The sequence below is a fragment of the Kitasatospora sp. NPDC101235 genome, from assembly GCF_044767505.1.
Classification (GTDB): Bacteria; Actinomycetota; Actinomycetes; order Streptomycetales; family Streptomycetaceae; genus Kitasatospora.
In genome coordinates this window covers 1-12,604 of the sequence record NZ_JBIWNZ010000038.1, presented here as the reverse complement: position 1 = coordinate 12,604, position 12,604 = coordinate 1, and the positions used below count along the sequence as shown (strand labels likewise).

The 12,604-nt window shown below is 74.4% G+C and carries 9 protein-coding genes; 1 reads left to right on the top strand and 8 read right to left on the bottom strand.

What is annotated here, in order from left to right:
- Nucleotides 1–160 precede the first annotated feature (160 nt).
- Nucleotides 161–1,066 (top strand): LysR family transcriptional regulator, encoded by a 906-nt coding sequence (locus ACIRRH_RS38430; protein ID WP_403077061.1) that lies wholly within the window; start codon nt 161–163, stop codon nt 1,064–1,066.
- 98 nt (nt 1,067–1,164) lie between these two features.
- Here the strand turns inward: ACIRRH_RS38430 and ACIRRH_RS38425 are convergent, their stop codons facing one another.
- From ACIRRH_RS38425 to ACIRRH_RS38390, 8 genes are all read right to left on the bottom strand, one after another.
- A complete protein-coding gene (locus tag ACIRRH_RS38425; RefSeq protein ID WP_403077058.1) occupies nt 1,165–1,926 on the bottom strand; it encodes a ZIP family metal transporter in 762 nt (253 codons plus the stop codon).
- A gap of 287 nt (nt 1,927–2,213) precedes the next feature.
- Complete coding sequence (locus tag ACIRRH_RS38420) at nt 2,214–3,959, bottom strand: restriction endonuclease (protein ID WP_403077056.1); 1,746 nt, start codon at nt 3,957–3,959, stop codon at nt 2,214–2,216.
- A 114-nt stretch (nt 3,960–4,073) separates the two neighbouring features.
- Nucleotides 4,074–5,858, bottom strand: a complete 1,785-nt coding sequence (locus ACIRRH_RS38415) for a hypothetical protein (RefSeq protein ID WP_403077053.1) — start codon at nt 5,856–5,858, stop codon at nt 4,074–4,076.
- A 425-nt stretch (nt 5,859–6,283) separates the two neighbouring features.
- Nucleotides 6,284–6,940 (bottom strand): YigZ family protein, encoded by a 657-nt coding sequence (locus ACIRRH_RS38410; RefSeq protein WP_403077052.1) that lies wholly within the window; start codon nt 6,938–6,940, stop codon nt 6,284–6,286.
- A 168-nt stretch (nt 6,941–7,108) separates the two neighbouring features.
- Nucleotides 7,109–8,398, bottom strand: a complete 1,290-nt coding sequence (locus tag ACIRRH_RS38405) for a DUF6986 family protein (protein WP_403077050.1) — start codon at nt 8,396–8,398, stop codon at nt 7,109–7,111.
- 110 nt (nt 8,399–8,508) lie between these two features.
- Complete coding sequence (locus ACIRRH_RS38400; protein WP_403077047.1) at nt 8,509–10,086, bottom strand: DUF2637 domain-containing protein; 1,578 nt, start codon at nt 10,084–10,086, stop codon at nt 8,509–8,511.
- Between the two features lie 221 nt (nt 10,087–10,307).
- On the bottom strand, nt 10,308–10,973 hold the full coding sequence (locus ACIRRH_RS38395; RefSeq protein ID WP_224283344.1) for a response regulator transcription factor: 666 nt from the start codon (nt 10,971–10,973) through the stop codon (nt 10,308–10,310).
- Nucleotides 10,925–12,334, bottom strand: a complete 1,410-nt coding sequence (locus tag ACIRRH_RS38390) for a histidine kinase (protein ID WP_403077044.1) — start codon at nt 12,332–12,334, stop codon at nt 10,925–10,927. The genes ACIRRH_RS38395 and ACIRRH_RS38390 overlap by 49 nt, the downstream gene beginning before the upstream one ends.
- Between the last annotated feature and the right edge of the window lie 270 nt (nt 12,335–12,604).

Genomic DNA, 12,604 nt, shown 5'->3' with positions numbered 1-12,604 from the left:
GCCGCCCCGGCCGCCGTGGCCGCTCGTGCTGCCCGTGCTGGCCGTGCTGTTCTGGCCGCTCGGGGCGGCGGCGGTTGTCGCGGTCATGGGTCGAGCATGATGGCGCCGGACCATGTAGCACCAGCGATGAATACTGAAGGAGACACTTTAGGATCGCTGCATGATGGATCTGGGGCGCCTGCGGGCGCTGCACGCGGTGGCGGTGCACGGCTCGGTCGGCGGGGCGGCGGCCGCGCTCGGCTTCACGCCCTCCGCGGTCTCGCAGCAGATCGCCAAGCTGGAGCGGGAGACCCGCACGGTGCTGCTGGAGCGGCAGGGCCGGGGCGTGGTGCTGACCGACGCGGCGCGCGAGCTGGCCGTCACCGCGCAGACCGTGCTGGGGCTGGTGGAGCAGGCCGAGGTGCGGCTGGAGGAGCAGCGCGGGCAGGCCGTCGGACGGTTGCTGGTGGCCGCGTTCCCGTCCGGTGCCCGCGGACTGATGCCCGGGGCGCTGGCCGGCCTGCGGCGGCGCTGCCCGGAACTGGACGTCCGGCTGCTGGAGCGCGACCCGTACCCCGCGGCCGAGCTGGTGGCCCGGGGCGAGGTGGACCTGGCGCTGGTGCAGGACTGGCCGACCGTACCGCTGCCGGTGCAGGAAGGGGTCTCCCGGATGGACCTCGGGACGGACCCGGTGGACCTGCTGCTGCCCGCCGACGACGGGCTGGCCGCGCTCGACCCCGTGCCGGTGGAACGGCTGTGCGGGCAGCGCTGGATCAGCGTGCCGCCCGGCAACATCTGCCACGACTGGCTGGTCCGCACCCTGCGCGAGGCCGGTGAGGAGCCGGACGTGCGCTACCAGGTCGGGGAGTTCGAGACGCAGATCGCGCTGGTCGCGGCCGGTCTGGGGATGGGCCTGGTGCCGAGGCTCGGACGGGGCCCGCTGCCGCCCGGGGTGGCGGTCCGCCGGGTGACGCCGGAACCGAGCCGCCGGGTGTTCGCGCTCTGGCGCTCGCAGGCCTCCCGGCGGCCGGCCATCACCGAGGCACTGGCCTCGATGCGGGAGTGCTGGGGGCGGCTTCCGGTCTGAGGGCCCCGCCCGCCGGTGCTGAGGGCCACGGCCTGCGCCCGCGCGGACCGCGACGTCCGGATCGACGGCTGACGGCCGGCCCCGGACCTGTTCGGGCCTCAGCCGGCGAAGCCGATCACCAGCCACATGAAGCCGACCCCGGCCACGGTGCAGAGCAGAGTGCTGCGCGAGGGGTGCGGGCTGTGCGCCTCGGGGAGGATGTCGGAGGTCGCCAGGTAGAGCAGGAATCCGGAGAAGAAGCCCAGGTAGAGGCCGAGCAGGTGCCCCGGGATGGTGAACGCCAGGGTGATCGCCGCGCCGGACACCGGGGCCAGCGCGTCCGCGGCGAGCAGGGTCATCGCCCGCCGCCGGTCGTTCCCGTACAGCCGGGTGATCGTGTACGTGTTGAAGCCGTCGGCGAAGTCGTGCGCGACCACCGCGATGGCCACCACCGTGCCGACCGTGGTGCCCGCCTGGAAGGCGGCGCCGATCGCGAAGCCGTCCATCACGCTGTGCCCGACCAGGGCCAGCGCGGCGGTCAGCCCGATGCCCTGACGCCCGGCGGCGTGGGCGTGCCCGTGGTGGCCGTGGGAGTGCGCGGCGTATTCGCCCTCGTGGCCGCGGTGGATGGCGACCGCGCGCTCGACCACGTGGATGGTGAGGAAGCCGGCCGCGAACATCAGCAGCGCCTGCGGCACGCCGTGCACCTCGTCCGGCGCCTGGTGGATCGCCTCGGGCAGCAGGTCGAAGGCGACAACGCCGAGCATCAGTCCGGCGGCGAAGCCCAGCACCAGGTGGCGGCGGTCGCGGGTGCGCTGGGCGACGAATCCGCCGACCAGGGTCATCAGGAACGCCCCGGCGGAGACCAGGACCGCGGTCATCGGGCCGGCTCCGCCCCAGGTCCGGCCGGGTGGCCGGGGCCTTCGCCGGGTGGTCCGCCGAGCGCTCTGCGCATTCCTCTCCCCCTGGGATCCGCCCGTGGCCGGGCCGACCGCCGACCGTACCGGACGCCCGCTCGGCGGTGATCACCCGGGGTGCCGGGAGCCCGGCCGGGAGCCGTTCCCCCAGCCTCGGCCCGGGTGTGCAGGGGCGCCCTCCGGATGGGCCGTTCGGAGTGAGGCTGCCCACCGGGGCCGTCGGCCGGCGCGGTCTGCCGGGTCGAGGGCAGTCAGCCGCCGGTGGCCAGCGGCAGGCCCAGGTGGGTGTGGGCGAGTTCGCGGACGCCGTCGCCGTCGATCAGGTGGATGTGCCGGTGGCTCTCCTCCGCGGTGAGGTCCAGCACCTCCTCGGTGAACCGGCCGGTGGTCAGCCGCAGGCCGCGCTCGGCGGACTCCTCCCCGACCGCCTCGGCCAGGGTCTCGATCTGCTCGGCGCCGACCGGCCCGGTGTCCCGGGAGGCCCAGACCACCCAGCGGCCGGGCAGCGCGGTACCGGGTGCGCCCTCACCGGTGGCGACCAGCCCGGCCGGGCCGCGCAGCCGGACGCTCCACTGCGCGATCCCGCCCCGGGTCAGCAGGTCCCGCACCAGCTGGGCGAACTCGTTGGCGGACAGGTCGGAGGCGGCCGGCACGGTGGCCCCGGCCCGGGCGGCCGGCTGGACACCGACCCGGTCGTACGGGTCCGGGGTGACGGCGGCACCGAGCTGGCGCAGCCGCACCAGGGCCTCGTCCTGCTCGGCATCGGCGTAGACGCCCTCGTCGTCGCGCTCCTCGTACGGGGTGCCCGGCGGCAGCAACCGGGTGCGGGCCAGGGCGTCGCGGTCGGCGTCCACGCTGACCAGGCAGAGCGGCTCGGCCGTGGCGGGATCGCGCAGCCAGCCGTTGAGGACGACGCCGGCGAGTATCTCGTCGGTGTCGACGGCGTCGGCGGCCTGGAGGGCGCGCAGGGCGAGCCGGGCGACCAGCCGCAGGTAATCGGTGGCCCGGTCCGCGGGCGGGCGCGGCACCGGGAGGATGTCGCCGTCCGGGGCGAGCCGGTAGCCGGTGAGCGAGGGCACCAGCTCGAGCGGCGGCAGGTCGAGGTCCAGCACGGCGGTGCGGGTGAGCGGGCGGAAGACCGCCCGGCAGGGGGCGGGCAGGTCCTGGGTGGCGGTCTCGGCGGCGGCCAGCGCCCGCTCCAGCAGCGACTCCACGGCGGCCGGCTCGGCCAGCCGGTAGGCCCGCCGGCACTCTTCCAGGCTCTCGTTGTACTCGCGCACGGCGCGGGCCCGGGCCTCCTCCGCCGCCTCGTGGGCACGCCGGGACTCGTCGACGGCCGGGCTGCCGGCCTCGGCCCGGCGGGTGCGCCACTCGCGCAGGGCACGCTGATGGGTGAGCCGGGCCTGGGCCAGCTCGCGCTGGTAGCCGGAGTCGAGCAGCCGGCGGGACGGGCCGCTCTCCGGGTCGGCCGCGGGCGGCTCGGCGGGCGCGAAGTCCTCCCAGCGGGGCTCGGGCTCGTCGGCGGCGCCGGGGCCGTCGGCCGGGTAGGGGCGGGGCTGGTAGTGCCGCAGCTGGCTCTCGAAGTCCATGGCCGAGACGGGCAGCGCGGCCCGTCTCAGCAGGTCGGCCAGCCGGTCGTGCTCGGACTGCACGGCGAGCGTGCGGTGGTGGGTCAGGGCGGCGGCCCGGGCGTGCGCCGCCACGGCCTCGTCCGGATCGGCCTCGCCGGGGCCGGGGTGACCGGCTCCCCGGTCGGCGGGCCCGGGGCCGCCGGGGCCGGGGTCGGACGGGTCGCTACCGGTCGGAACGTCGCCGGGCGGGGCACTGCCGGACGGGCCGTCACCGACCGTGCCCCCGCTGGGGCGGCCGGTGGCGGCGCCGTCCGGATCCTGCTCGCCCTCGGCGCCGAGGTCGCGGAAGACCGAGGCGAGGAAGCCCGGCCGGGGGAACTGGACGGTGGCGGTTCCGTCGGACTGGCCGTCTGCTGAGTACTGCATCGGTCGTCGTTCCCCCATGCTCGTCCGGCGCCTGCCCGGGGCGACCGGCGAACCCGCGGGCCCGCCCCTGCCGGACATTGTCCCCCGAACAGGCACAGCGGTCAGCCAAGCCGCTCAGTTGGTCCGAGTGTTGGTCAGGTGCAGACCGATGTAGCCGACGTAGATCCGGCCACTGCCGGAACAGTCGTCCAGGTAGTGCAGTCGGGGCGCGGTGCGACCGCCACCGATCCGCAGGTGCGCGCCCATGAACGCGCGCCGGGAGGAGTCGACGCACTCCGGCACCGGCAGCATCCGCTCGCGCTTCCACTTGGTGTGACTGAACACCGTCCGGGACTCCCCGCGGACCGCCTTGCGGGGCGGGAACCGGCGGCAGCCCTCAGGGGTGCGCTCGCACCACTGCTTGAAGTCCCCGCCGGCCGCACCGCGCACGGCGGCCTCGGCGTACTCCTGAAGGGCGGTCAATCCGTCCCAGGCGAGCCGGGCCCAGCCGGCGCCGGCGCACTGGAGCTCGTCCAGGGCGAGCGCGTTCTTCTGGTCACCGGTGAAGGTCACCAGCGGGAACTCGCCCAGTCTGGCCATGAGTTCGGTGAAGGTCTCGGGCGTGCCACGGCGATCGGGGGGCTGGGCGGCGGAGTGCGGCCCGACCGCCGGCCCGCTGCCCGGTGCGACGCAGTGGCGTCCGGTCAGGGCGCGGGCTCCGGGGCGGAGACGGCCCTCCCGGATGTCCCGGCCGTCGCGGCCCTCCCGGCCCTGGCCCCGCTCGCGGTGTTCGCGGCGCTCCAGCCGCAGGGTGTGCCGGACCCGTTCCAGCTCGTCGGCCCTGGCCTGCTGTTCGGCGCGGTCCTGCTGCTCCTCGCGGGCGAGCGCGGCCAGGTCGGCGCCCTGGTATGGGGCAGCCCGGCCGGTCGTCCGTTCGGCGGCCTGCTCGACGACGCGCTCAGTCACCCGCTCGACGACGTGCTCAGCCGCCTGCCCGGTGGCCTGCTGCGCCGTCCGGCGGAGCTGCGGCGGCGGGACACGCAGCACCGGGACGGCCGCCAGCGGCGGTGGCAGCGGCTGGTCCGCGGCCAGGCGGCGCGGCTCACGGGCGAGCAGCCCGGCGGCGCGGCGCAGGTCCTGCTCTATTCGGCCCCGGGCGAGCACCGGATGTCGGGCGCTGTCCTGCCGGCAGGCCGGGTCGACCTCGGGCAGGTAGGTGCGCACCGCTCCGCCGTAGACGGTGTGGTACTCCAGCGCGACGTTGAACCCGGTGCGGGCCCCGTGGTCCAGCACGTAGGCGGTGGCGAGGCCGGGCAGCTGCTGGCAGAGCGGGGCCACCACGTCCTGCGCCCAGCGGTCGACCGGGAGGTTCACCGGGACGCTGGCCACCACGGTGGGCAGCCTGCGTTCGGGGTCGCACAGCTCGTCGATCAGGGTGTCGACCTCGTCGGCCGTGATCACCCGGGGTGCGGAGTGGACGGCCGCCGGGCCGTCGGTGGCGTCGAGCAGTGGGAGGAGCGAGCGGACGAGTTCGGGCACCGGCACCCGGCACGGGGTGCGCACGCCACTGCCGGTGCTGTGGGTCTCGGCCTCCAGCCGGACCCAGGTGGGGCCGTCCGAAGCGGTGGCCACGGTGAGGGTGAGCTGCTGGGTGCCGTGCGGGGCCGGGATGCGCAGGCGGCGGCGGTCGTAGCGGCCGGTGCCCGGTCCGCCGCGCAGCGGGCCCTGGTCGCGGTCGAGCAGGACGCGCTCGCCCAGGCGGAGGCGCTCGGCGGTGGAAGCCGGTTCCGCGCTCTGCCCGACGGGGGCGGGGGAGTCCGGAGGGGGCTCCTCGAAGCCCTCCTGCTTCAGCCAGGAGGCCAGCTGCTCGTCGGCCAGGTCGACGGCCTCGGCGTGCGCGAGGGCCGTGGTGACCGTCATCCGATAGGGCGTCGCGGGACCGCGGGGACCCGGTAGGTCGGCACCGGTGTGCGGGCGGACGCGGTTCGGGGCGGAGCGATTCGCGATCGGGTGGTGGGTGGTCAGGCGGTTCGAGGTCGGGTTCGTGGCGGGCTGGGGGTTCGAGGTCGAACGGTCTGAGGTCATGCGCATACCTCCGTGGTGCGGGGGTGGGGTCCTGTGTCCTCCATCGATGGTTTCGTCCGGTTCTGCCGGAGCCTTGCCCAGGAAACGCCACGGCCCGGAGCGGAAGTTCCAACTCCGGGCTACGACACTACGTTCGGGTGAATGTGCTCAAGCGGCCTTCCGCGTGGCGCAGGGCCTGGGCCACGGGAAACGGCCGGTCACGGGCCGTCCGGCGACTCCTCCGACCCGCAGGACCCACGAGGTGCCGCCCGCCCCGGCGGTCAGACCGGCACCTCGACGTAGGTGCGGCCGGCCGGGGCCGCCACCGCGGTACCGCCGGTCGCCTCGGCCAGCCAGGTGTGGAAGTCCGCCGCGTCCGGCTCCGGCACGCCCACCTCGATCCGCACCCCGGTTGCCTCGTAGGCCAGGTCGGTCACCGCGTACCCGGCCGCCCGCAGGTCGTTCTCCACCCGCCCCGCCCGGACGTGGTCCACCGTCACCGCGAGCAGCGCGACCGGCCGGCGCTCCAGCAGGCCGATCTCGTCCACGGCCTCCGACACCGCGTTCCCGTACGCCCGCACCAGGCCGCCCGCACCGAGCTTGATCCCGCCGAAGTACCGGGTGACCACGGCGACGGTGTCGGTCAGCCCGCGCCGGCGCAGCACCTCCAGCATCGGCACCCCGGCCGTGCCGCCGGGTTCGCCGTCGTCGCTGGAACGCTCACGGCGCTGCTCGTCGCCGACCACGAAGGCGGTGCAGTTGTGCCGGGCGTCCCAGTACTGCTTGCGGATGCCGGCGATGAAGGCCTGCGCCTCCTCCTCGTCGACGACCCGGGCGAGGTGGCAGATGAACCGGGACTTCTTGATCTCGATCTCGTGGCTGCCGGCCCGCCGGATGGTGAGGTACGGCCTGGCGGTGGGCTCCGGCGTGGCGGACATGGTGCGGGGGTCCTCCCGAGGACGGCGAAGGCTGGCGGCGCGCGCCCCGGGGCACCGGGGCGGCACCGCCAGCCTAGTTGGCGCGCGGCGGGAGGGGTCAGCCGCCGGGTTCGGCAGCCGGTTGGACGGCCGGTTCGACGGTCGGCCGCGATGCCGGCCGCCGGTGGGTCAGCGGCCGGCCAGGGCGTTCAGCCGCTCGCGGTCCAGGCCGGTCAGCGCGGTGACCTCGGCGAGGTCGACGGCGCCGCAGTCCAGTCCGCGCAGCAGGTAGCCGCTCAGCGCCCGGGCGGTGGCCGGCTCGTCCATCACGTCGCCGCCCGTCCTGGCGACGTACGCGGAGAGCCGGGCGGCGGAGGCCGCCAGGCCCTCGCGGTAGAAGGAGTAGACGGCGGCGTAACGGGTCGGCAGGTGCGCCGGGTGCATGTCCCAGCCCTGGTAGTAGGCACGGGCCAGCGAGCGGCGGACCAGGCCGTGGTGGAGCTTCCAGGCGGCGTGCACCTGCTCGGTGGAGCCGGTCGGGACGACGTTGGTCGAGCCGTCGGAGAGCCGTACCCCGGTGCCGGCGGCCGCCACCTGCATGACCGCCTTGGCGTGGTCGGCGACCGGGTGGTCCATGCTCTGGTGGGCCGCGCTGACGCCGCAGGCGGCGCTGTAGTCGAAGGTCCCGTAGTGCAGGCCGGTGGCGCGTCCCTCGGCGGCCCCGATCATCCGGGCGACGGTGGCCCGGCCGTCCGGACCGAGGATCGCCTGGGTGGTCTCGATCTGGATCTCGAAGCCGATCCGGCCCGCGGGCAGTCCGGCCCGGCGCTCGAAGTCCTCCAGCAGCCGGACCAGCGCGGTGACCTGCTCGGCGTAGGTCACCTTGGGCAGCGTCAGGACCAGGCCGTCCGGCAGCCCGCCGTTGGCCAGCAGGGTGGCCAGGAAGAGCTCCAGGGTGCGGATGCCGCGGGCCCGGACCGGGGCCTCCATGCACTTGATCCGGATGCCGAGGTACGGCGGGGCGCAGCCCTCGGCCACCGCCGCGGTGACCAGTTCGGCGGCGCGGACGGCGGCCGCGTCCTCCTCGGCGTCGGGGCGGGGGCCGTAGCCGTCCTCGAAGTCGATCCGCAGGTCCTCGACCGGCTCGCGCTCCAGCTTGGCGCGGACCCGGGCGTGCACGTCCGCGAGCAGCTCGTCGTCGGTCACACCGAGGGCGCGGGCCAGCTCGGCGGGGGTGGCGGCATGGCGGTCGAAGGCCTCCAGGGCCTGGCGGCCCCACTCCCGCACGGTGTCGGCGCCGAAGGCGTCGGCCGGGACGTAGACGGTGTGCACCGGCTGCCTGGTCCCGGGCTCCCCCGGGTAACGGCGCGCCAGATCGGCGTCCACCGGGGCGAGCAGCGCCTCCACGGCGGCGCGGGCCGCGGTGGAGAAGGAGGGCCCGTCCGTCGGCCCGCTTCCGTCGACCCCGACCCGCGTCATCCGCACTCCTCCATGTCGAACCAGCGCTTCAACAATTTGTTGAGGCGAAGGTAGCTCCGGCGGGATCGGGCGTCAATGGCCGCCCGAGCCCCGGACGGCGGCGGCCGCGGTCAGTCCCTCCCGGCGGCGGCGTAGCGGTCGCGCAGCTCCGGGAAGAGCTCAGCGACCTCCTTGGGGTGGACCGAACCGTCCGGGCCCTTGCCGGTGACACCGAACTCCCTGGTCAGCCAGTCGGCGAGGCGCTGGGGATCGGGCTGGTGGCCGTGGATGTCCATGTACGAGACGAGCGCCTCGTAGGCGACGTCCGGGTCGAGGCGAGCGGGCGCCGGTGGGAATCCGAGCTGCTCGGCATGCACGGGCTGCTCGGCCGGGACCGACTGCTCGGGCTCGGCGGGCTGCTCGGGCTCGGCGGGCTGCTCGGGCTGCTGCTGAGGGCCGGTCGCCTGCTGGGCCTGCGGACCGGTCGCGGGCGCGGCGGCGGGAACGGGCTCCTCGGCAGCCGGGCGCGGGGGCTTGAACCAGGGCGAGGCCTGCCCGGGCACCCGCCCGCCCGGGGCGGCGTCGGCCGGGTGGCCGGTGGTGCGGACCGGGCGCTCGGTCCAGACGTTCAGCTCCTCGCCACGCGGCTGCGCGACAGCGTCGGCCGCCTCGTCCGGTTCCTGGGCGGCCCGCAGCCTGACGGCGGCCAGCTTCGCGAGCATCGGTGCGGCGACCTCGGCGGACATCGGCGCGACGGCCGCGGGCACCGGAGCCGGAGCCTGTTCGGGCTGAGCTTGTTCGGGCTGAGCTTGTTCGGGCTGGGCCTGCTGGACCTGCGGCGCCTGTTGCGGCTGCGGTACCTGCTGGGTCCGCTCGGACTGCTGGGGCTGCGGGGGCTGCTGGACCTGCTGGGGCTGCGGGGAGTGGGCCTCGACAGCCGGGGCGATGGCCGCGGCGACACGATTCTCCTGGACGCCGATCCCCTGCACCTCCTGCTCCGTCAGCGTCTCCCCGGCCTCGACCTCACGGCCCTCGTCATCCAGCCGGTCGAGCAGCGACGGGTCCAGCGGCACGCCGAACTTGGCGAGCTTGAGCGGCAGCAGCGCCTGGATCGGCGCCGAGCGGCGCCAGCCACGGCCGTACCGGAAGCGCAGCTGCGCCCGGTAGACCAGCCGGTTCTGCTCGAGTCGGATGACCTCCTCGTAGGAGCGGAGCTCCCAGAGCTTCATCCGCCGCCAGAGCCGGAAGGTCGGCACCGGGGAGAGGATCCAGCGCATCACCCGGACCGACTCCATGTGGCGGTCCGCCGTGATCGCGGCGATCCGGCCGACCGCGTGCCGCGAGGCCTCGACCACGACCACGAAGAGCACCGGGATGACGGCGTGCATCCCCATGCCCAGCGGGTCGCCCCAGGAGGCGGCCGCGTTGAAGGCGATGGTGGCGACGGTCAGCAGCCATGCGGTCTGCCGCAGCATCGGGAAGGGTATTCGCAGCCAGGTCAGCACCAGGTCGAGCGCGAGGAGCACGACGATGCCGGCGTCCACGCCGATCGGGAAAGCATAGGAGAAGGCGCCGAAACCCTTCTCCTCGGCCAGCTCGCGCACCGCGTTGTACGAGCCCGCGAAGCCGATGCCCGAGATGATGCAGGCACCGGCCGCGACCAGGCCGAGCAGGCCCCGATGGGCCTTGGTGAGCGTTGGGCGTGCCATTACGTCTATCAACCCCTGGATGTCGGCTGCTGCCGTACGCTGCCACGACTGCCGGGTCCCGCTGGTCGGGCCGCCGGACGGCTGGGCAACCTCCGGGCTCGGCCCACCGGAGTTTACTCGTACACGTGTTTAAGCGTTCCCACAGCCTGGAGTGTCACGGTGAGCTGCCCGACACCGGCCCCGGCACCGTGCGGAGCTGCGCCGGAGGCCGGACCGGATCGTCAGCGGGTCTGCCCCGCCGTGCCGTTGAGGTAGGCCAGTACGGCCAGCACCCGGCGGTTGGCGTCCTCGTCGGGGGCGAGTTCGAGCTTGCTGAAGATGTTGGCGATGTGCTTGGCCACCGCACCGTCGCTCACCGAAAGTCGGGCGGCGATCGCCGAGTTGGAACAGCCCTCGGCCATCAGTTCCAGCACCTCGCGCTCGCGCGGGGACAGCCGCAGCAGCGGACCGGGCCGGCGCGAGGTGGTCTGCATCAGCTTGGCGATCACGTCCGGGTCCATCGCCGTGCCGCCCGCCGCCACCCGGCGGACCGCGTCGATGAACTGCCCGGCGTTGAACACCCGGTCCTTCAGCAGATAGCCGATCCCTCCGGTGCCGTCGGCCAGCAACTCCCGCGCGTAGAGCTGCTGGACGTGCTGCGACAGCACCAGCACCGGCAGGCCCTGGATCTCCCGCCGTGCCTTGAGCGCGGCCTGCAAGCCCTCGTCGGTGAGCGTCGGGGGCAGCCGGACGTCGACCACGGCCACGTCCGGGCGGTGGGTCAGCAGCGCCTCCAACAGCTCGGGACCGGTCTCCACCGCCGCCGCGATAGTGAAGCCGTGCGCTTCCAACAGCCGGATCAGGCCTTCGCGGAGGAGATAGAGATCCTCGGCGAGGACAACTCGCACGGCAACTCCAAGGTGATGGTGGTGGGTCCGCCCGACGTGCTGTCGATGGAGAGGACACCGTCGAAGGTACCCAATCGCTTCTCGATCCCGCGCAGTCCGGTCCCCCGTGACGGGTCCGCCACCCCCACGCCGTCGTCCGTCACCGTGACCCGCAGGCAGCCGGCCCGGTAGAGGATGTCCACCCATACCTGGTCCGCCCCCGAGTGCTTGGCCGCGTTGGCCAGCAGCTCGCAGATGCTGAAGTACACGGCGGCCTCCACCGGGGCCGGCGGCCGGTCCGGCAGGCTCACGCAGACCTCGGTCGGCAACGCGCTGTCCAGCGCCAAGGCCCGGACGGCGTCGCCCAGCCCACGCTCGGCGAGCACCGGCGGGTGGATGCCGCGCACCAGGTCCCGCAGCTCCTGGAGCGCCCGGGCCGAGGACTGCCGGGCCTCGGCGAGGAGCTCGCGCGCGGCCTCCTGGTCGGTGTCCATCAGGTGCTCGATGGTGCCCAGCGTCATGCCGATCGCGACCAGTCGTGCCTGGGCGCCGTCGTGCAGGTCCCGCTCGATCCGCCGCAGCTCGGCCGCCTGGTTGCCCACCGCGTCCGCCCGCGTCTCGGTCAACTCGGCCACCCGCCTGGTCAGCTGGGCGTGCGTCGCCCGGCCGTCCTGGTCCAGCACCCGGCGGGCCGCCTCCGCGTACAGCCGCACCGCGAACGGCGCCACGAGTATCCCGACGACGATCATCGCGGCCCCGAGCACCACGCTCAGCAGGATGGACGCCATCCGACCGCTCAACGGACCCAAGTCGGACGCGGGAACCGGCCCCGACAGGATGTAGGCGGCTCCCAGCCCGAGCAGCACGGCCACCGGGCCGACCAGGGCCACCGCGAGGAACGGGTTCACCACCATCCAGAGCAGCTCGGCACGGGTGGTCCGGTCCCGCAGGCCCCAGTGGAGCACCTGCGCGTACTTCGCCACCGTCCGCGAGCGGTGGTAGGTGTAACCCGTCCACCAGTGCCCGCGACCGTCCAACTCCAGCTCCGGACGAGGCTCGTAGGTGGTCGGCAGCCGTATGCCGAACCAGCGCTCCAGCTGACCGCGGGTGCGGTCGGCGACGCTGCGGACGAGGAAGGCGGCCACCAAGGAACCGGCGGACGCCGCCACCAGGAGCGCAGCGAGGATCGCCGGAGAGTAGTTCTGGAGGATCTGTGCCGCGATCACCCCGGAGAGAACGGCTGCCGCCACCGGCAGGACGAACCCCGGCACTGCGGCCAGCAGCACCAGGACCAGCCGTGTCAGGCCCTCACCGCCGGCCGCGAAGGCAGCCCGGGCCTGCGCACGTACGGACGTGCCGCTCGTACGACTCACTGTTGTCACGGGAAGCTCCTGAGGCCGGTACCGATCGTCCTCCATCAGTGTTCACGAACCACCCGCCACCGGCACTGGCCATGGCACCCCAATTCCGGGGTAGACCTAGGACCACCTGCTGGTGGACAAAGTGACACCGGCGGGTGAGATGATCCGGAAATGCGAAGAACCCCCATCCGGGACGCGGATGGGGGTTCTTCTGAAGAATTGTTCGGCGGCGTCCTACTCTCCCACAGGGTCCCCCCTGCAGTACCATCGGCGCTGTAAGGCTTAGCTTCC

Coding starts and splice junctions, on each gene's coding strand:
- ACIRRH_RS38415 (WP_403077053.1), bottom strand. CDS start 5,858: ATGACGGTCACCACGGCCCTCGCGCACGCCGAGGCCGTCGACCTGGCC.
- ACIRRH_RS38425 (WP_403077058.1), bottom strand. CDS start 1,926: ATGACCGCGGTCCTGGTCTCCGCCGGGGCGTTCCTGATGACCCTGGTC.
- ACIRRH_RS38400 (WP_403077047.1), bottom strand. CDS start 10,086: ATGGCACGCCCAACGCTCACCAAGGCCCATCGGGGCCTGCTCGGCCTG.
- ACIRRH_RS38430 (WP_403077061.1), top strand. CDS start 161: ATGATGGATCTGGGGCGCCTGCGGGCGCTGCACGCGGTGGCGGTGCAC.
- ACIRRH_RS38410 (WP_403077052.1), bottom strand. CDS start 6,940: ATGTCCGCCACGCCGGAGCCCACCGCCAGGCCGTACCTCACCATCCGG.
- ACIRRH_RS38420 (WP_403077056.1), bottom strand. CDS start 3,959: ATGCAGTACTCAGCAGACGGCCAGTCCGACGGAACCGCCACCGTCCAG.
- ACIRRH_RS38405 (WP_403077050.1), bottom strand. CDS start 8,398: ATGACGCGGGTCGGGGTCGACGGAAGCGGGCCGACGGACGGGCCCTCC.